General features: G+C 40.3%; 21 protein-coding genes and 2 pseudogenes. 3 read left to right on the forward strand and 20 right to left on the reverse strand.

Annotated features, from left to right (window positions below; genetic code table 11):
- Positions 1–78 precede the first annotated feature (78 nt).
- The 6 genes and pseudogenes from minD to MKY93_RS09740 form a co-directional block, all read right to left on the reverse strand.
- The gene (gene minD, locus MKY93_RS09715; protein WP_340758910.1) at positions 79–879 is read right to left on the reverse strand and encodes a septum site-determining protein MinD; all 801 of its coding nucleotides are present in this window, start codon (positions 877–879) and stop codon (positions 79–81) included.
- A 1-nt stretch (position 880) separates the two neighbouring features.
- On the reverse strand, positions 881–1558 hold the full coding sequence (gene minC, locus MKY93_RS09720; protein ID WP_078816763.1) for a septum site-determining protein MinC: 678 nt from the start codon (positions 1556–1558) through the stop codon (positions 881–883).
- Positions 1559–1571: 13 nt separating this feature from the next.
- A complete protein-coding gene (gene mreD, locus MKY93_RS09725; RefSeq protein WP_078816764.1) occupies positions 1572–2093 on the reverse strand; it encodes a rod shape-determining protein MreD in 522 nt (173 codons plus the stop codon).
- A complete protein-coding gene (mreC, locus tag MKY93_RS09730; protein WP_221836575.1) occupies positions 2090–2983 on the reverse strand; it encodes a rod shape-determining protein MreC in 894 nt (297 codons plus the stop codon). The genes mreD and mreC overlap by 4 nt, the downstream gene beginning before the upstream one ends.
- Positions 2984–3001: 18 nt before the next feature.
- Positions 3002–4018, reverse strand: coding sequence for a rod shape-determining protein (locus tag MKY93_RS09735; RefSeq protein WP_040759197.1), 1017 nt, complete (start codon positions 4016–4018; stop codon positions 3002–3004).
- Positions 4019–4189: 171 nt separating this feature from the next.
- Positions 4190–4330, reverse strand: a pseudogene (locus MKY93_RS09740) (JAB domain-containing protein); the annotation flags it as partial.
- 476 nt (positions 4331–4806) lie between these two features.
- On the opposite strand from MKY93_RS09740, the gene MKY93_RS09745 reads away from it, so the two are divergent.
- From MKY93_RS09745 to pckA, 3 genes are all read left to right on the forward strand, one after another.
- Positions 4807–5151: an ArsR/SmtB family transcription factor gene (locus tag MKY93_RS09745; protein WP_340758911.1), complete on the forward strand. Its 345-nt coding sequence runs from the start codon at positions 4807–4809 to the stop codon at positions 5149–5151.
- A 105-nt stretch (positions 5152–5256) separates the two neighbouring features.
- Positions 5257–7011 carry a SulP family inorganic anion transporter gene (locus tag MKY93_RS09750; protein ID WP_340758912.1) on the forward strand — a complete coding sequence of 585 codons (1755 nt, stop codon included), beginning with the start codon at positions 5257–5259 and terminating at the stop codon, positions 7009–7011.
- A gap of 34 nt (positions 7012–7045) precedes the next feature.
- The gene (gene pckA / locus MKY93_RS09755; protein ID WP_340758913.1) at positions 7046–8554 is read left to right on the forward strand and encodes a phosphoenolpyruvate carboxykinase (ATP); all 1509 of its coding nucleotides are present in this window, start codon (positions 7046–7048) and stop codon (positions 8552–8554) included.
- 217 nt (positions 8555–8771) lie between these two features.
- Here the strand turns inward: pckA and MKY93_RS09760 are convergent, their stop codons facing one another.
- From MKY93_RS09760 to MKY93_RS09825, 14 genes and pseudogenes are all read right to left on the reverse strand, one after another.
- Positions 8772–9137, reverse strand: coding sequence for a DUF6262 family protein (locus MKY93_RS09760; RefSeq protein WP_340758914.1), 366 nt, complete (start codon positions 9135–9137; stop codon positions 8772–8774).
- 1 nt (position 9138) lies between these two features.
- The gene (locus MKY93_RS09765; protein ID WP_340758915.1) at positions 9139–11052 is read right to left on the reverse strand and encodes a tyrosine-type recombinase/integrase; all 1914 of its coding nucleotides are present in this window, start codon (positions 11050–11052) and stop codon (positions 9139–9141) included.
- A 3-nt stretch (positions 11053–11055) separates the two neighbouring features.
- Positions 11056–12141 carry a tyrosine-type recombinase/integrase gene (locus tag MKY93_RS09770; protein ID WP_340758916.1) on the reverse strand — a complete coding sequence of 362 codons (1086 nt, stop codon included), beginning with the start codon at positions 12139–12141 and terminating at the stop codon, positions 11056–11058.
- 134 nt (positions 12142–12275) lie between these two features.
- Positions 12276–12836, reverse strand: a pseudogene (radC, locus tag MKY93_RS09775) (RadC family protein); the annotation flags it as partial.
- 1 nt (position 12837) lies between these two features.
- Positions 12838–13440 carry a Maf family protein gene (locus MKY93_RS09780; protein ID WP_176132477.1) on the reverse strand — a complete coding sequence of 201 codons (603 nt, stop codon included), beginning with the start codon at positions 13438–13440 and terminating at the stop codon, positions 12838–12840.
- 84 nt (positions 13441–13524) lie between these two features.
- On the reverse strand, positions 13525–14157 hold the full coding sequence (locus tag MKY93_RS09785) for a hypothetical protein (RefSeq protein WP_340758917.1): 633 nt from the start codon (positions 14155–14157) through the stop codon (positions 13525–13527).
- Between the two features lie 92 nt (positions 14158–14249).
- The gene (locus tag MKY93_RS09790; protein ID WP_340758918.1) at positions 14250–15005 is read right to left on the reverse strand and encodes a prepilin peptidase; all 756 of its coding nucleotides are present in this window, start codon (positions 15003–15005) and stop codon (positions 14250–14252) included.
- 10 nt (positions 15006–15015) lie between these two features.
- A complete protein-coding gene (locus MKY93_RS09795; protein WP_078816769.1) occupies positions 15016–15702 on the reverse strand; it encodes a hypothetical protein in 687 nt (228 codons plus the stop codon).
- A complete protein-coding gene (locus tag MKY93_RS09800) occupies positions 15695–16375 on the reverse strand; it encodes a PilN domain-containing protein (RefSeq protein ID WP_340758919.1) in 681 nt (226 codons plus the stop codon). The genes MKY93_RS09795 and MKY93_RS09800 overlap by 8 nt, the downstream gene beginning before the upstream one ends.
- 7 nt (positions 16376–16382) lie before the next feature.
- Positions 16383–17363, reverse strand: coding sequence for a type IV pilus biogenesis protein PilM (gene pilM, locus MKY93_RS09805; RefSeq protein ID WP_340758920.1), 981 nt, complete (start codon positions 17361–17363; stop codon positions 16383–16385).
- Between the two features lie 427 nt (positions 17364–17790).
- Positions 17791–18726, reverse strand: a complete 936-nt coding sequence (mdh, locus tag MKY93_RS09810; protein WP_340758921.1) for a malate dehydrogenase — start codon at positions 18724–18726, stop codon at positions 17791–17793.
- A 25-nt stretch (positions 18727–18751) separates the two neighbouring features.
- Positions 18752–19156, reverse strand: coding sequence for a BMC domain-containing protein (locus tag MKY93_RS09815; protein WP_340758922.1), 405 nt, complete (start codon positions 19154–19156; stop codon positions 18752–18754).
- Positions 19157–19182: 26 nt separating this feature from the next.
- Positions 19183–19788 carry a hypothetical protein gene (locus MKY93_RS09820; RefSeq protein ID WP_340758923.1) on the reverse strand — a complete coding sequence of 202 codons (606 nt, stop codon included), beginning with the start codon at positions 19786–19788 and terminating at the stop codon, positions 19183–19185.
- Positions 19782–20432, reverse strand: a complete 651-nt coding sequence (locus MKY93_RS09825; RefSeq protein ID WP_340758924.1) for a phosphate propanoyltransferase — start codon at positions 20430–20432, stop codon at positions 19782–19784. Before MKY93_RS09825 ends, MKY93_RS09820 begins: the two co-directional genes overlap by 7 nt.
- Between the last annotated feature and the right edge of the window lie 52 nt (positions 20433–20484).

The raw sequence follows: 20484 nt of genomic DNA on the forward strand, positions 1-20484 counted from the left end.
AAGAACGGCTCTAGAAATGCGGGTGGAAAATAGACGCAAAAAAACTCAGTACCTTAATGGCACTGAGTTTCATTTCAATTATTTACCAAACAATGATTTCAATTTACCGAAAAATCCTGTTTTCCCTGTATCCATGGACATCAACGGCACAGATTCACCCAAAATGCGGCGTGCAATATTACGATAGCCTACAGCAGCCGGATTGGAAGGGTCCATCACGACAGGCTCGCCTTTATTGGAAGAAGAAATCACGTTTTCATCGTCTAAGACGATCCCTAGCAAGTCAATCGACAAATGTGTTGTGATTTCATTGACGTCAAGCGCATCTCCACTTTCCATCAAACGGCCTTTTATTCGGTTGATGATCAATTTTGGTGGTTCTATATCTTTTTCTGATTCTAGTAGTCCGATGATCCGATCTGCATCACGAACGGCAGAAATTTCCGGAGTCGTGACAACAATTGCCCGATCCGCTCCGGCAATGGCATTTTTATATCCTTGCTCGATGCCTGCAGGACAGTCGATCAAAATATAATCGTAATCCATTTTTAATTCTGTGGTGAGTTTTTTCATCTGCTCTGGAGACACGGCGCTTTTATCCGTCGTCTGAGCAGCCGGCAATAAAAACAGACGATCATCGAAGCGCTTGTCTTTTACAAGGGCTTGATGTATCTTACAACGGCCTTCGACGACATCGACAAGGTCGTAAATAATCCGGTTTTCCAAGCCGAGAATAACGTCTAAATTTCGCAAACCGATATCAGTATCAATTAAACAAACTTTTTTTCCTTGTAATGCAAGGGCGGTGCCGAGATTGGCGGACGTAGTTGTTTTACCGACGCCACCCTTACCAGAAGTAATAACAATTGCTTCTCCCAAATTATATACCTCCTTTAAATGTAGCAAGGCCCGGACGTAAATGTCGGAGTTCTTGGAGGCGGTCAATCGCAATCTGCCCATTATCATGGATGTACGCACATTCCATTTCAGGATGTTCGGAAAGGATCGTCAATTCATCCGTCATCGTCTCCATTTTATCCGCAATTTTCAAATGCGTAGCCTCCAGCCAAGAAGCAGCTATTACGGCTTCTAAATTACCTTTGGCTCCCGCATGCGCTATGCCTTTCAGCCTACCCAAAATGTAAATACTCCCACCCGCAATAACTTGGGCATTTGGATTCACATCGCCAATAATGACTAAATCGCCAGCCGCCTTTACGATTTGTCCTGATCGAACAATCCCAATATAGGTTTCGGATTGCTTCTCGATCAGCTTTTGCTGACATTCTTCCAACGATATGACATCACTCTGAACCTTTGAAACTCGTAAATGAGGAGAATGATGAATGACCGAGAGAATGCTTTTCATGTCTTGTTCGTCACAATAACGGTGCCCTGTATGCAACTGCACTTCTGCAACGCCTTCGAGTCCGGTGCCCTGTACTTTTTCCTCCAGCTCTTCCAGCAGCTCGGAAAACGAACAATGGTCGTCCAGCCGAAGCACCAAGCCGTCTTTTGTTCCTTTTATGGTTACCATTTGTGATTTTGTCACCCACATCACCTCGCAATACTTAAAAACCAGCTTGTTTTTGAGAAAATCGTTTTAATGTAATTTGCTTAAACGTCCAGCCAAACATAACAATGAATATTGAATTGGCAATCACCGTCGGCACGAGTCGACTCGTCAAGAATTCATTGAAATCGATCGACGTGAGCGCGATCACGCTAGCAAAAAAGTACGAAAGAATTTCAAGCAAGACAATCATCACTAATGATAATACCATGACCGTCAATGTGTGCCGCTGAATTTGGCGGATCACCAACGTAGATAAATAACAAATGAGCGGGTACATAAAAGTGTATAGTCCAATAATATCAATGTGATACATATCATACAAGAGTCCGAGTATTAAACCATATAAAATGGCCCGCTGACGACTGTAATAAGCCGCAATGAAAATCAAGTAAACAATCAAAAATCTCGGAACGAATACAAATAATTCTCCGTTCTGTTCAATTGGCGAGAACAGACTAAAAATCGGCTCCAAGAAAAACAATACAACTGCAATGAGAGGGATGACGAACCGAGTCATGATTCATCGTCCCCCTCTGTGTCAGCAGAGCTGCCTCCATCCGTGCCATCCACGATAGTCGATGAACGTTTGGCAATCATCACGTGATCCAGCATGGAAAAATTAGCTGCTGGTCGAATGTACGCAAGCTTCGTAAGACCATAGTCATCCGTTGACACTTCCGTTATTTCGCCAATTAAAATACCTTTAGGGAAAATCCCGCCTAGACCAGAAGACGTGACCTGCATGCCTTTTTTCACGTCAAAGCTAGAGTCGATTCGCTTCATGATCAATTGACGTGATTGTCGGTCAAATCCTTCAATCAGACCGAAGATCTCTTCTTCTCCTGCAATCATTGCAGCTACGCGGAAATTGATATTTTCAGTTGATAGCAATTCCACTGTAGATGTGAATGGATTGGAAAGCACAACTTTCCCGATCAATCCTTGAGAAGTAATGACGGCCATATTGACTTCCACACCGTCCGTCGTTCCTTTATCGACAATCAGCTTATCTTCCCATTGATCTGGATTCCGTGAAATCACCGTTGATTGGATCGGCTCGTACGCTCGTAAATCATCCAGCTTATTGACGATCTCCCGCAATTTCACATTATCCGATTTCACATCGACCAGCTCGGCTTGCGTAGCCGCATACGCATCCAGTCGTTCCTTCAATCGTTTGTTTTCTTCGTATGTATTAAGCATCGTATCAATATTTTCAATAATCCCCGTAACAAAATGAGCCGGTTTCGTGAACATTGACTGCCCGAAACCGACAACATCCTTCACTACTTGCTCCGGTAAATTTGAATGATCCCGGTCACGAAGTGAGAATGCAATTAATGCCACAAGGACGATTACTCCTACTAATAAAATGATTAATCGTTTATTGGAAAAAAAACGTGGCATTGCCTACATCTCCTCCAATTATTTTACTTGCATTTTTTTGATAACTTCTAAGTTATCTAATGCTTTTCCGGTACCCATAGCCACACAGTCCAATGGATCTTCTGCGATAAACACAGGCATATTCGTTTCATCCGAAATAACCTTGTCCAAATTGCGAAGCATCGCGCCCCCGCCTGTCAAGACGATTCCGCGTTCCATCACGTCTGAAGATAATTCAGGCGGAGTAGTTTCCAGTGTCTTTTTTACACCTTCAATAATCTGCAAAATAGATTCGCGCAAAGCTTCGACAATTTCTTCTGAAGAAATTTCCAATGTTTTCGGCAGACCCGTCAATAGGTCACGACCGCGAATATCCATCTTTTCCGCTTTCACTGCATCTTTAGCGGAACCGATCTCAATTTTGATCGCCTCTGCCGTACGCTCACCGATCGTTAAGTTGTACGTCTTGCGAATATAGCTGATAATCGCTAAATCCATCGTATCCCCACCGACGCGGATTGATTCGCTCGTTACAATACCGCCAAGTGAAATGACTGCGACTTCTGTCGTACCGCCACCTATATCGACGACCATACTGCCCGTTGGTTCCCAAACCGGCAAATTTGCTCCGATTGCTGCCGCAAAAGGCTCTTCAATCGTGAATGCATCTTTTGCTCCTGCTTGACGTGCCGCATCAATGACTGCACGTTGCTCGACGGAAGTAATTCCGTATGGCACACAAATCATGACATTCGGCTTCTTCCATGAACCGCCGGAAGCCTTTGTTGCCTCTTTCATATAATGCTCAATCATTGCAGTTGTTGTTTCAAAATCCGCAATGACCCCGTCTTTCATCGGGCGAGTCGCCACGATGGAGCCTGGCGTACGTCCAATCATATTTTTAGCAGCACTACCGACTGCTACGATTTCATTTGTCACAGTGTTTTTAGCTACTACGGAAGGTTCCCGCAGCACAATACCTTTTCCTTTGATAAAGACCAATGTATTGGCTGTACCCAGGTCGATTCCTACATCTTTAGTTCCGATTCCAAACAAATTAGTTCTTCCTTTCTGCATAACCGTCAACGGCCTTCTTAAAAGCATACACCACATTATAACGGAAAGGTAACTAAATTTACAGTGGGGTCTCACTAGAATGCAAAAAACACGAAAAAAGAGACCGATTTCCCCAGTCTCTTGCATGCATCTAACAGTCTATCATCCCTCTTAAATATATCCCTTATCCTTAAGGCTGGTGAACTTTTGGTCGCCGATAATGATGTGATCAAGGATGTCTATTCCCATGATCGCCCCCGCTTCCATTAGTCGTTTCGTCACTTCGATATCCTCCCTGGATGGCGTAGGGTTATATCAATAGTAAAGTGGGAGAAATATTATGAAAGCAATCTCTTGGCTTTGACTACATGTCTTCAGAGTTAGCATAACTAAATTATAAAATTACCTTTTTTATGAAAGAATTAGTCAAAAAAGATAAGAAAAACTGTTTAACTTTATGGGGGCACTTCAAATGAGTGGTCGCCTTTTTATTTCGTTTACCCCTGTAAATTTAGTTTTCGGTGGGGATCATGTCGTTTTGCCTTTATTAGAACAGGAACTTGTACCAACTGGATGGATAAACGAAGTCTGGTCGTTCGCTGTAAAGATACTTCGCACTAGGAATTGTTGATTAACTAATTAATTTAGGTATTAACGATAGAAAACTACATTTCTGTATTTTTAACTTAAAATGATTTGTAAATCAAAAGAACTGGAGGTATAATTCGATTATACATATTCAAACATTTGAATATGTATAATCGAATTTGTCAAAGGAGGAAAATTGATTGTGGACAGATATACAACAATTTAAAGCTGATTTTTTTAAAGCCTTGGCACATCCACTAAGAATACGGATTCTTGAATTACTGTCAGAAGGAGAAAAGAGCGTTACAGAAATTCAAAGCACTCTTAATAGTGAAGGTTCCGCAGTTTCCCAACAACTAAGTGTATTACGCTCTAAAAATATTGTAGTTGGTATCAAAAATGGTAAACGAGTTGTTTATTCACTTCGCGACCCATCCATTATAAAACTTTTAATAGTTACACGAGAAATCTTCAATAATCATTTAATTGATACCCTTTCTATGTTAGAAGAATTAGATGAAGAAGATACACTTTCTAAATCATAGAATCGGAGTAATCAATGGAAATTTAAATAGATATAACTCCCTAAACAATCAATAATATACAATCAATTTACTATTTTAATCATTCATAGAAAAAGAAGGGGTATAATGAAAAGCTTTTTTACAGGAAGATTTGATGACTATTCAATACGGCATTTCCAAAAAGATCTTCTTTCAGGCGTTATTGTAGGGGTAATTGCTATACCATTAGCTATGGCATTTGCTATTGCATCAGGTGTGAAACCAGAATACGGGATTTACACAGCATGTATTGCTGGTATCTTAATTTCTTTATTTGGTGGATCGAAATATCAAATTGGAGGACCTACTGGTGCTTTCGTACCTATTCTTTTTGGGATTGTCATAGCTTATGGATATACAGATTTATTACTTGCTGGTTTTTTAGCCGGTATTATCTTGTGTTTAATGGCGATTTTTAAAATAGGTTCTTTGATTAAATTCATCCCTCGTCCTGTCACAATTGGTTTTACTTCAGGGATTGCCATTATTATTTTCACAGGGCAAATTGAAAATTTCTTTGGACTGACAGGGCTTGAAAAACATGAGAAGTTCATTGACAACATGAAGGAAATTATCTTTCATATTGATACAATGAATTTTTATAGTATAGGAATTGCCATATTGTGTCTTTTCGTCATTTTACTCACACCGAAATTATTGCCGAAAGTTCCTGGATCACTAATTGGTTTAATCGTAACAACAATAATAGCAACAGTATTCTTTTCAGGCAATATTTCAACTATAGGCTCCACCTTTGGAGAAATTCCAAGCCAACTCCCTCATTTTCGCTTTCCCGATATAACATGGGAAAGAATACAGCGTTTAATAGTACCTGCATTTGTAATTGCTATATTGGGAGGAATTGAATCTCTCTTATCCGCTGTAGTAGCAGATGGGATGACGAATAGTAAACACAATAGTAATCGTGAATTAATGGGCCAAGGAATTGCAAATATCATTACTCCTTTATTTGGAGGAATTCCAGCTACAGGTGCAATTGCACGAACAGCGACAAATATTAAATCTGGTGCTACTTCTCCTATGTCAGGGATTATTCATGGGATTTTTGTTTTATTAACCCTCTTAATATTAGCACCCTATGCTTCACTTATTCCGTTAGCTAGTATGGCGCCTGTTTTAATGATAGTGGCTTGGAATATGAGTGAAAGAAAACAGTTTCTTCATGTGTTGAAAATGAAAAGTGGCGATTCTCTTATTTTATTGGTTACATTTCTTTTAACTGTCTTCACCAGTATTACGATAGCAGTTATGGTTGGTCTCATCTTAGCTGTCGTTTTATTCGCAAAACGCATGAGTAATATGTTGGTTGTTTCCAAAGTGTTACCAGACCACACTCATAAGAATGAAATTGTTCAATCCCATGTAGTTAACGAAGCTCATAACTGCCCACAAATTAGCATTTATACAATTGAAGGGCCACTTTTTTTTGGTGCTGCACAAGTGTTTGAACAACGCATAATGGATACAATTCATTATGAACCTACTGTCTTGATTTTACGTATGGGGAAAGTACCGTTCATCGATTCGACAGGTGAAGCGAATTTGAAGAATATTGTCAATTATTATAAAAAACAAGGTGGAATTCTTGTGCTTTCAGGTATAGTTGATGATTTGAAAAAGTCATTGAAAAAGTCTGGTCTTTATGATGAAATTGGTGAAAAGTATATATTTAGTCGTACAGGCGAAGCCATTGACTATTCCATCTCAGAAATTAACCATAATAAATGTTTAGGATGTAAGCATTTCGCTTTTCATGAATGCAATCAACTTTCACATACAGGAAATCTCGATAAAAAGGAGTCTAAATTACTAGAAATATAAAAAATAAAAGATAACTAAAAAGGATGGATATAAAATGGGACTAAACAACGCACTCAAATTACATTTTAATATAACACCTAGTCAACTAATAAAAATCGCTATCAAGCGTAAAGAGGTTCAACTTTCTTCTGGTGGCGCGATAGTAGCGAAAACAGGTAAATATACAGGCCGTTCACCTAAAGATAAATTTATTGTTAAAGAACTTGCCTCTGAACTTGCAATTGATTGGAAAACAAATCAACAAATGACGTCAGCAAATTTTGATCTTCTTTTAAAGGATGTTTCTAATTATCTAGAAGAAAAAGAACTATTTGTATTTGATGGGTTCGCTGGAGCCGATCAAGCATATCGTCTACCTATTCGAATCATTAACGAGTATGCTTGGCATAATTTATTTGCTCATCAATTATTTATTCGTCCAACAAAAGAAGAGTTAGCTGTACACAAAGAAGATTTCACTGTAATCTGCGTTCCTAATTTTGAAGCTACACCTTCCATTCATGGAACAAATTCCGAAACTTTTATTGTGATTAATTTCGATAAAAAAATCGTATTGATTGGAGGAACACAGTACGCAGGAGAGATTAAAAAATCGATTTTTACTATAATGAATTATCTTTTACCAATTAATGATGTTCTTTCTATGCATTGTTCTGCAAATAAAGGATTAAATGAAGATGTTGCTTTATTTTTTGGTTTATCAGGTACGGGAAAGACCACTCTCTCAGCAGATGCTAATCGTATGTTAATTGGTGATGATGAACATGGTTGGTCAGACAAAGGTGTATTTAATATTGAAGGTGGTTGTTACGCAAAATGCATCAACTTATCAGAGGAAAAAGAACCAGAAATATTTCGCGCGATTACTTATGGATCTGTTTTAGAAAATGTCATAATCGATCCTCATACACATTTGGCAGATTATAATGATTGTAGTTTAACAGAAAACACACGAGCAGCTTATCCGATCCATAACATTCCGCATGCTCTTAATCCGAGTACGGCAGGACATCCAAATGTTATTTTCTTTTTAACAGCAGATGCGTTCGGTGTTTTACCACCCATTTCTAAATTATCAAAAGAACATGCCATGTATTATTTTCTTTCAGGTTATACCAGTAAATTAGCTGGAACTGAAAGGGGCATAACAGAACCAGAAGCAACATTTTCAACCTGTTTTGGTGCACCATTCTTGCCATTATCACCTAGAGTTTATGCTGAAATGCTTCGAGAGAAAATTCGGAAACATGACGTGGATGTTTATTTAATTAATACAGGTTGGTCAGGAGGCCCTTATGGAATAGGCGAACGTATTTCCCTTTCCCATACTCGAGCGATGGTTACAGCAGCTATTGAAGGTCAATTAGCACATACAGAATTTGAAATGGAACGGAGTTTTGGTCTTAACATACCTAAAAGTTGTCCTAATGTACCATCTGAAATTCTTAACCCCCGCAATACATGGAAAGATAAAGAGGCTTATGATATCCAAGCAACAAAATTAACAAATCTATTTCGGGAAAATTTCGAGAAGTTTTTATAAAAATCATAAAATAAAGGGTAAGTGGAGAAAAACGAGTCGTTTTTCTCCACTTACTTTTGTATATTTTGATTTTTCCCCAAGGGAATGTTATCTATCCAGTAACATTAGCTGTAGTCTAACCATAGAAGATCTTCGGGAATGCCTTGCTCCATATTTAACAGAGTGCTTTTCTTGTTTTAATTTGCAATGTACTATTTTATCTTATTCAACAAGACCTCTAAAACAACTTGCCATGTAATTTTTGAACTTGATCCCTTAATTGTTTGTTTTCTTCTTCTAGTGCCTTTATTCGGATTTTTAATGTCTTAATTAAACTATCTTCTGAACGAAGGTTTTTACTCTGTTTACGGGGAACTAATTCACTTATTTGCATCCCTCTTAATGTCTCTATTCTAGTTCTAATGTCTTTTTGTTTGTACAGCCATGACTTTGAAACACTTGCTTTTTGTGCAACGGAATTAAAATTAATCTTCTCTTTTTTCAGTGCCATCTCTGAAATTGTCTTTTCAACCCTAATTCTTGTCTTCTCCGACTTTTCTTTGGATAGTTGAATTATGGCAGTTGTGTTACTCTTTCTAGTCATCTTAATTCGTCTCCTTTAACGAATGAATAATTTGCTCTAATCTATTTTTAACACGTTCGTTAGTTTCAACCTGACGCTGCCATTGGTTCTGTTTAGCCCTATTTAATATTTCTTTAGTTCGGTCTAAGTGCTCTTCATGTTCATTTAGAAATTGTTTACTTGTACAGAAGTTCGTACAATCTAAACAAGCATTTGCGTGAGGACACGGTCCCGCAATTACTGGTAAACGACAATAGCCATTAGGAAGTGCTTGTGCATTGATATTTTTTTTAAACCATTGAAGATCTGTATTGTCAGCTTCAGTATTTTCTTCGGTTAAATCCAGAATGCTACCGCTATTCGTCACCAAAGTTTCCTTAAACTTTATGAACTCTTTCTTTAGAGTTTCATCAAAAATATGGGCATATCTTGCAGTCATTTCTGGTGATTCATGCCCTAAGAATTTTTGAACAATATGCTGTGGCACTCCGTTGTTTATCATTCTAGTGCCAACTGTATGCCGAAAGGCATGAGCATGAAATCGGAAAATCTCTCCTTTATTATCCGTTATCTTTTCTTCATAAGCTAATTTATTTAATTTAACTCTAAAGGTATCTTGCTTCAATGGAGAACCATCTTTCCGTGGAAATACATATACACATCCATCGTCAAGTTCATAAGCCACTCTTTGCTCTTGAACCAATATCAATGCAGCAATTTCTTTAGAAATAGGAATGGTATGTTCTTTCTTCATTTTCCACTGATAATACTTTAAAAAGCAATCCCCTTCTTTATCTGTTATGACACTCCCTTTTTTCAATGTACAAAGTTCACCGATACGCATTCCGCATTCTTGAAGTACCATAACCATTGCAGCCATATAAGGTTCCAATTTATCCAATTTAACATTTAATTGTTCAAGGACATGTTCATCTATATAACGTGGTTGTGCCTTCGGCACTTTAGGATAATCTTCTCGAAAGATAAGGATTTGGGAAGGCGAATCCTTCCAATCAAACCTTTGAAGTGTAGAGAAAAAAACTTCTAAAGTAGATATTCGTCCAGTCGCAGTACTAGGTTTTAAACCTTTTAAATTAATTTCATTTAAATATTGCTCAACTTCATTCCTAGTTAATTGATGAATCCTTCGTATGCCTTCACAATTTGTATTTATAAAATTAAAAAACTCTCTTAATTTTGACGCCATATCAACTACATGGGAAAAGCTACGTGTATTTAACATTAACTTACAATATCGCTTGACGATTTCTTTAAAATAATCATTTTCAAAACCCTTGAAATTGATTGTATATTCGTAGGACGTTGGATTTATCTTATCTTCCGGCAATGAAAGTTTTCTTAGATCCCAAACATCTTTATCCCATTCTTCACCATCAAAATAGAAATCCTCATAGAACTCCATAAACTGTTTTAAATTAGTAACGTAGTAGGAGTTCGCTTGCACAGAAATTTTATTTTGATTTATATCAAGCTTGTAATTTTTAGTCGTAGATTTTATTCCTTGTTCTACTAAGTAAGTTCGGTATTCCGTCAAAGCTTTTACTATAGGTACTTCAGTTATAGAGGTAATATCGGGATATTTTAAATTTAAAAACCCCAACATTCGACTTATCACTGTTCCTTTTCTAATCCAAACAGTTTTTGCACTCCAAGTTCCATTATTTAAGAGAACATAATAAAAGTATTTTAATTCTGTTTTTAACCAGATGTTTTCTACTTTATCAAAATTTACCCAACGATTTCTTAACGAAGGATTCTTACTTAACTCTATCGCACTAGGATGTGGGCAAATTCTTATATCCCATCTATCTGCTGCCCAAAACCCTTGTAAGACACTAGTCATATCCGCTATTTTTTTATTAATCTCTGTGTTAGTGACGAGCTTTCGATTTGTTGCAACGCTTGGAAATTTCATTTTTTATGTTTCTCTCCCTTGGAGATACGCTTTATATTCATTTTTCATATCTTGATCAGAAAGATGAACGTATGTATCAAGTGTTGTTTGTACATGTGCATGACCTAACCTTTTTTGTACGTAAGCAGCATCCCATCCACTTCTAATGAGTTCTGTGGCATGCGTATGACGCAACATATGGGCAGTGAAGGTAATCCCTGTCCGTTTCACCAATCGCCTTATAAGATCTAATACACTTTGATATTTTAGAGGTTTCCCAAAATAAGATTCTTTGAGATTTATAAATATATAATCATGCTCCAAATCTTCCCCATATTCATGAACTAAATAATCGGTGTATAAAGCCATTAATTCCTTGCTAACATCGATTGTTCGTTCTTTTCTAAGCTTAATATAAGCCCCATTTTCGTTGTGATCTCTTGGCATGATATTAATCTGATTATCCCAAGTAGAAATATCTTCGATACGAAGGGATAATACCTCTCCTACCCGAAGTCCTCCTTCATACATAAGCATAATAAGTAACTTATCCCTTTTTGTATGACACGCATCGATTATTGCTTTAACTTGTTCGTGTTCTAATACTTGTACAAGTTTCTTTTTGACCCTAAGCTTTAAAATATTTTTTTGATAAGATTTACCTTTAGAAATATGGTGAAGAAACCCCTTGAAATTTCTTCCCCTCGCTTCTTTAGTCATATCTATAGCTTTAAAATCTCCTGTACGATTTAAATACTCTAAGAAACTAGTTACAGCATTAAGTATGGCATTAACAGATGTTTCTTCTCTTTTAGCCTTCTTTGGTTGTAAATCTATTACCTTTACCTCCCCCGTTGGATTTCTTAACCATCCCACAAAGTTTGACATTTCCTCGAATTTCAAATCTTCTAATCTAATTCCTCTTTGGCTCATAAATTCATAAAACAGCTTGAGATGATAACAATATGTTTTAATCGTATTTGGCGCTTTCCCCGTATTATCCAAGTACTTTATATATCTCTTAACCGGTTCTACCACTTCAAAATTTTTGTCTAATAGTATGTATAATGGATATGATTTTTCCTCAACAACTACTTTTTGAACTTTCATTTCTCCACCACCTTTAAATACCTTAACTCCTATAAATAATACCTATATTTATTCATTAGTTAAAGTATTGAATTAAAAAAATCCTAAACTTTAAGTACTTAGAGTACTCTAGTTTAGGATACTATGTTTATCGTGTCGCCACTTGGGTGGTTATGGCTGATTATCATCGAAGCAGCCGAGCGTTTGAATGCTTCGCGGAACACCTCGCGCGGATGAACGATACTGGAGTTCAAACTGCCGATAAAAATCGTCTGCTTATGTAGCACTTCATTTTTGACATTTAAAAATAACGCGACAAAATGTTCCTGATTCAGTGAAGACATGTCCGTCATCAAATAATTGGCTGCATCCTCAGGTGAACGGATTTTATAACGGTCTTGCGGTGCTGTACGATATAAACGTTTGCCAAGTTCGGCCGCAGCCAAGAGCTGTACGGCCTTCGCCTCGCCAATCCCTTTTATCTCCGTCATTTCCTCCACCGTCAGCTCTTTCAAATCCTGTAACCGGTCCAGTGTCGACAATACCCGATTAGCGAGCACTAAAACTGACTCAGAGCGCGTTCCGCTACGCAATAAAATCGCCATGAGCTCTTGATTGGAAAGACTTCCTGCCCCTTCCCGGATCAAACGTTCACGAGGCCTGTCCGCTAAATGAACATCACGGATCATCATTTGTGGTGCTAAATCAAGCGGCATTTCAGGCGTCACCTTCTTCTAAAAACAACCAATCTTCTTCTCGTAGACGCTCAACCAATTTTCCAATTGGCAGCCCGACGATATTTTGATAATCTCCGGCGATGATTTCCACAAACAGCATTCCTTCTGTTTGAATTCCGTAGGCGCCTGCTTTATCCGCAGCATCCCCTGACCGCACATATGCGTGAACCAGTTCCAAACCTAGCCGCCTGAACTTCACTTGTGACAAACTTGCGAACTGCAGCTTACGATTTTTCTCCAATACTGTTACGCCAGTAATTACTTCATGCGTCTGACCGGAAAGTTCCATCAGGAAATCGACCGCTTGCGCATCATTGGCGGGTTTCGGATACTGCCTGCCGTTCATCACGACAACCGTATCTGCTGCGATGATAATCGAGTCCGGTTCTTCTTCAAAAACTGCTTGCGCCTTTTGCTCAGATAAGCGAATCGCATAGAGATCCGGTTCTTCCGGGGTAAATGGTAAATCTTCTGCTACATGGCTCGGCTTCACCTCAAAATCGATTCCTGCAAGTTTTAACAGTTCTTTACGCCTTGGTGAAGAGGATGCGAGGATAATTGGTCTTGTACTTGTAAATTTCATTGGGAAAACCTCCTTTCCCATAGTGTACGCTATTGCACCCTTTTTGAAAAAGCAGCAAAATTGAATTTCGATCTGGATATTCGATCAAAATTGAATTTTGAAGCATGGGTCCTGACTCGAGTAGTGTGACAGCAAATGAAGTCGGGCAATGGAAGAATCCTTGGTGAATGCTGTGATAGCGGTCAATTTCTTCTCAAAATCCGACTCTTTTTTGGCATCGTCTTTCGCTTTGGATAATTTAATTTTCGATAAATCCTCCGCAAGTAACGCCTTTTTCACTTCATTGATGTCCGCCGTCTTGCACGTTCCGGGGGTAACTTGGATTTTCTTCTTAAATGCATCTTCTCCATCTTTCAGAACCACTTGGCTTTCCTTCAGCCAGACAGCTCCCCAGATGTAGAACTGATCGCCTACTTGTATAATAGCCGTATTTGCCAAGGCGGGATTAGACGTGATAAATTCAGTCGCCGTCTCCTCACTTGAAAATACGCCATGCTGCTTAACGTACATTGGAATCGCCGTTCCATCCGCAGGTTTTTCTTCAGTCTCCTCTGTATTCGGGCCGGATGTGGCAACAGTTTTAGACGGCTTTGCATCTTTCCCTCCAGTACTGAAAATTGTCAAACCAATGACTAAGACGGCCGCAAGACCAATTGCCACACCTTGCACCATCGCCCGAATCACTGTGAATTTTGAATAGGATTTGCGAAAATTCATTCTGCACTCACTCCACTTTTTTCTTCACTTTACCAAAGCAGACGCGAAAAAGGACAAGACTCTTGTCGTCTTGTCCTAGAACATTTTCTGATTCAGCTCAACAAACCCGTATACCATCCGACAAGTTGCGTGCCGTAAAAATAGGCAATGAGTGCAGCAACTGCAATTGACGGCCCAAAAGGTACCGGCGTCTTGCGGCCCTGCTTGGTCTTTTTAAGAAAGATCATACCGACAATCGCGCCGATCAATGAAGCCAAAAAAAGCGTTAACAAGGTCTGCAACGTCCCTAGAACCAATCCAATCACTAGGAACAGTTTAATGTCCCCGCCTCCCATGCCGCCTTTCGACACGATCGCAATGAACAATAACAGACCAAAACCGACAATCGCGCCTAGCAAGCTATCCCACCAAGGTGTCAGCGGACTGAAAATGCGCATGATAAAAATCGCTACGCCGAAAGGCAAAAGGATTCTGTTCGGAATCAGCATGTATTTCAAATCAGATACCGTCAAAATGACCAGCAGCGAAATAAATAAAAGTGCCACGATCAGTTCGCGCTCAAAACCAAAGTGTAAATAGGCGAAGACGAACAATACCCCCGTCAGCAACTCCATGAGTGGATAAATCGCACTGATACGCTCTCCACAACCACGGCAATTGCCTTTAAGAAAGACGTAGGAAAATACCGGCACCAGGTCGGCAAGTGTCAAGCGGCGTTCACATGTCGTGCAATGAGAAGGCGGTGATACAATGGATTCCTTCATCGGCACACGCAAGCCAACCACGTTGAAAAATGAGCCGAACGTGATGCCGTAGAGGAAGAAAAACACGCTAATTAGTAGTTCCATAGACAGCCTCCTACTCCACGTTCTCGTCGCCGGTCATTTTATTGAGCGTTGTCGGATCTTCCTTTAATGCAGCAGGCGGAGCATCTATTTTCGGCGCTTCATTCTGTAGGTTGATTAGGTCTGGACGGAAGAAAGCATTAAAGGAGATAACCAACTCCATGGGTCCTGTTGCAACCTCTTCTTCAGTCTTTTCTGCTGTCGCTTTAAATTGAATGGATTCTACATTGAGAATCCTCTTCATCTCTTCGACTTCGTAAATGAACGTCTCCACTTGGTCGTATGTATCCGCAACCAATTCTACTTCCATTAGAACTCTCTCTACATTCTGCATTTCTTCCGGCATGTCTTGAAATTCCGGCACTTCTTTAGAAAATACGATTCCGTGTACTCTGCTTCCTGATTTCACTTCTGCTTTTTCAATTTGCAGAAGAAGAGCATCTTCCAGCGGTATGACGGGTACTTTCTGCTGAAGAGGCCGGGAAGTGAAGGTTTTATCTGGATCCTTATTCGCCAACTGTTTTCGCAAAGCAAACAATGTATCCCGCTCTGTAGATAATTGCAGCGCAGCTTGATCACGTTGTTCTTTTGTCGGCAAATAGAGCGTATATACGGAATAGAATGCGAGCGCGATAAAGAAAATGGAAGCTAAAACGACAAGCCCGATCTCCATCTGTCGTTTTGTAAAGTATTTACTCAACTACGCCGCCTCCTTCCGTTTCTTCGTTCTCCGAAGGCTCCGCTTCATCTAGAGGCAGTTCTTCCGACTGATCAATTGCATCATCCGGTTCAACTATGGCGTCCGTCTCCGTCTGAGCTCGTTCATCGAGGAATTGAACGAAATATCTAGCGACGTAGCGCGGCAGCACATCTGCGCTCAATTCTTCCTCTGTCAGCTCTACTGTCTCTACTAATTCAAAGGTCGCTCCATTGATCAATGAAGAAGCTTTCATTCTCGTCAAATAATGAGCAGCTTCCGACACATCATCGAACTGCACATCGAAGGTCGCTTCATTCGGTGAGGTGAACGTGAACTCCGAAAAGAATCCTCGCTCAGGTAATGCGTGTACAAGCTCCTGAAGAAGCGGAACTGTTTTATACTGATACCCTTCAAGCCACTCTACCGTTGCGGCGAGCTGAGCTTTCTCCTGGCCAAATGAAGAAGGCCGAAGCTGTGAGGTGACATCTTCTTGTTGTTTCTGCACTTCAAACGCTTGCTGTTGAAGTGATTGGGCTTCATCGTCATTTTTTTGCGCAAGCCAAAAAAGAACAGCCCAGCTGATAAGTGCGGCTGCGAGAATTGTTATCGCCACCCATAACCATGTGGACCGTTCTTTTAACTTCTCTGGCAGCAAATTTATATCGACTAACATACTTCACCTACACCTCTTCCTTCAGCGCAAGACCGATCGTCCGATGAAACTCTGCAGAAACCGCAGAACCGTCCACGCATGTAATCGGCTCCTTCACTAAAGGAAGCGTTTCGATCGCCAGACGCTCCCGCACCATCTGCAGCAACTCGTCCTGTTGTCCATATGATCCGTTCCACAGGAGATGCGTGATCGACACTTCATTTTCCGCCAAATTAAAACGATAGAAATTCGCCAGTTTTTCAAGTTCCATAACAATAGTTAACGGCTCAACGCGGTGTTCATTCATTTCTTCACCTGTTGTCATACTAAGAGGCACTTCCAATTCCATCGACCGGATGAACAAAGGAAAATGGCTGAAGAATATGGACACCGTCAAACTGCGGCCTCGTAAATCTGCAAGTAGAATATGCTCTTCACCTGAAAACCGATGCGAATGAAACGCCAGCCGATACAACGAAAGCGGCGCGATGTCCGCCACTACCGGCACGAGTTTTACCGCTTCGAGAACATCCTCATAGGTCTGCATGACACTTTCCTTCGAGGCAATCAAAATGGCTTCATGCTGGGCAGTATTTGCTTTATAAGGCACAACATCGAATACCGGATCATCAAATGGTAAATAAATGGTGGAACCAATTTCAATGAAGAAATGTCCTTTCAATTCCTCGTCTTCTACTGTTTCGGGATAAGCCACTCGTCGGATGATGACGTATGCATCAGGCGCAAGGAACGCCACGTCTCGCTTTGTCAGGTTCCAATCTTTCACTGCCTCAGACAATATTTGTTCAAGCGCAGGATGATCCGCAATCCGGCCTTCTTCCATGACATCCGGCGGCATAGGAAGTTCTTGTGCCATTTCCAGCACGAGCGGATCTCGAGACTTAATACGCACATGACGGATTGCGTCTTCATCAATTGTTAAAGATGCCGTACGTTTTTTACGACCGAATAATGAAATGGGACGCGAAAGTTTTTCAAGAATAGACATAGGCGGCTCCTTCCGGACAAGCAATAGCAAGCATTCAACTATCAATGATTTTTACTGCTGTTTAGTTAGGCTAAGTATAGCAAATGGACTGCGAGAAGGAAAGATTCATAGCGAAATATGCTTATTTATCGCACTTATTTATTAATTAGCATTTTACAATGGTTCCATATCTCCACATTGTTCTTTTCCAACCTTTAATTCTGTACCGCTGTTCTCTATCATTTCACTTGTTGCTTTACGGAATTCTAATCTGAATTCGTCTTTACAAAAGGTTGAAAAAATAAAAAAACAAGCAGAAAATGAATTTCTCGCTTGCATAATTTTGCAACTTATTAGCAACTCTCTAAATGAATTTAAACAGCACTATATGAAATCTAATCTATACACCTCCCTCGTAATAGGCAGAGAGCGATAGCACAACGTCATCTTATAATTTCTGCAAGACCTCCCGTACCGATTCCGCTGAGATATCCAATGCAGCTTTCTCCTTCTCAGTCAGCGGCAGTTCAATAATACTTTCTATACCATTTCCTCCGAGTACAGTCGGCACGCTAAAATAAATATCAAAATATCCATACTCACCTTCCAAATAGGCAATTGAGGGCAAAATCCGTTTCTTATCAAATAGAATCGCTTCGGTCATTTGTACGAGTGCAGCAGCAGGAGCAAAGTATGCACTACCATTTCCTAGCATGCCGACAATTTCGCCACCACCTTTCCGGGTTCTCTCCACAATCGCCTCAAGCCGAGCCGCCGAAATTAATCTTTCCAAAGGAATACCGCCCGCATAAGAGTAACGGATCAGCGGTACCATATCATCTCCGTGCCCCCCCAATACGAAGCCTGATATATCTTCAACCGATAAATTCAACTCTTGGGCGATAAATGTATTAAATCGGGCTGTATCCAGCACGCCCGATTGGCCAATAACTCGGTTCTTCGGAAAACCAGTCACCTGATAGCAGATATATGTCATAGCATCAACCGGGTTGCTCAACACGAGTACATAACTATCTGGTGCATAACGCGCTACTTGTTCGGCAACATCTCTCATGATTTTCGTATTGGTAGCTACAAGGTCCTCACGGTTCATGCCAGGTTTCCTTGCGACACCGGCAGTAATAATAACGAAATCAGCATTCAGGATCTCTTCATACTGGGAGGTACCAATAATTTGTGAGTTGAATTGCAAAATAGGACCAGCCTGCAGCATATCCAAGGCTTTTCCTTTAGTCGGACTTGAAAGTGCTGGAATATCAACCACAACAATGTCTCCCAATTCTTTTTGAGCTAACATTAAAGCTACTGTCATCCCTGTATATCCTGCTCCAACGACGGCAATTTTTCTTCGACGGAACGCCACTAGATTTCCTCCTTTCCCTACAAAATTATTCTGCTTTTTTCGGCTTTGTTGCTTTTGTTTTCTCAGACGCACGACTATTACTTTCTTTTACAACCGTTTCTTTTCCCTCCACTAAATGCCCTTTAGAAGATGTCCGTTTTATTTCCTGTTTTTTCGACTCGTTCCGCTTTGCTAGTTTAATCATGCCGGGATCGGGATTGGGTATGACAAGAGTGGAAATCAGTTCACCTACCCGCGCTGCCGCCATAGCTCCAGTTTCAACTGCCGCCTGTACTGCACTTACATCACCTTCGACTACCACCGTAACGAGTGCAGCGTCTATCTGCTCCTGTTTCACTAATCGTACATCCGCCGCTTTTAACATTGAGTCTGCCGCTTCAATCGAAGCGATCAATCCGCGCGTCTCTATCATTCCAAGTGCTTTAGCCATTCTATTCACCTCTCTTTTGTAACTATTTATTCATTCCACTTGATGGTCTTACCAAGTTCTCTCGCGGTATCGCGCGCTAACGGCGTGACAATTGTTGATTTTTCAATCCATATAGTCTCGTCTGTATATTTCCGTACCTCTTGATCCGTCAACAGCTCACAAAAGGATTGTTGATTCTTCTCCAATCCACTGCTAATAAACATCTCTAACGTAGTAAAGGTGACGCCAAAACTCTCCAATTTCTTTTTATAGGTTACTAACTGATCATGATACTTTGTTCTTAATCTTTCGGGAGAAAATACCCATTCTAAAGTCAGGACGGGTATCATAGTGATTTGTTTACCTTGTAGTAAAAGCTCGGATAGCAATTGACTATCCGGATCATCTGTCAAACCGAGTGCGCCTTTTGCGAGGATATTTTGAGACACTTCCAAGAAGATGACGTTCGGGATTTCTGTAATAGGTTCGCAAATTACTTTCCAATTTTCCTCTAACCTGCTGATTGTTCTCTCGTCTGCATTATGGACAAACAATGACGGCTTTGATACCTCCCCAGGCATCTGAGGTTTTATATCCAACTGCATGATTACATTACGGACAATCTTCTCTATGAGTTTAGAATCGTTTACCATACTTCATCTTCCTTGCTCACTGTTCCTCGCTGCCCAGTCTTCACGAGCCCCGAATTGGCCTCATCTGTATCGATGTGCATGTCGACTATGTAATCAGGCGACACTCGTATGAGCACTTTATCGAACGTAATCGGACGTTCATTCTCAACCTTGACTCTCACATATTCCCCATTGGAGACATTCAATTTCATTGCCTCCTGTGGACTCATATGAATATGTGCCTTTGCAACGATTAATCCTTCTACCAGATAAAGGCTCCCTTTCGGCCCGAGAAGTGTGATGGGCGCCGATCCCTTGATATCCCCCGATTCGCGAAGCGGCGGATCTACGCCGAGTTTGATACTATCCGTTTTACTAATCTCAACTTGCGATTGGTTTCGTAATGGTCCTAAAATGCGGACTGATTCAATGCTGCCGCGCGGACCAATCAATGTCACCGTCTCATTCGCTGCAAATTGACCAGGCTGGGAAAGTTCATTTTTTTTCGATAATTCATAGCCTTTACCGAATAGACTTTCAAGATCTGTATGTTTTAGATGGCAATGTCTGGCCGACACAGAAATGGGGACTTCATTTGGTGCAGTATGCTGAACCAGTTCTATCAAAACATCTTCCACGATCGCTTGTATCGTTTTTCCGTTCATTGAAAGGCACCTTCCTCTTCTGATTAATTTATGATCCCCAATTAAATGCTTT

The sequence above is a fragment of the Sporosarcina sp. FSL W7-1283 genome (genome assembly GCF_038003105.1).
GTDB classification, from domain to species: Bacteria; Bacillota; Bacilli; order Bacillales_A; family Planococcaceae; genus Sporosarcina; species Sporosarcina newyorkensis.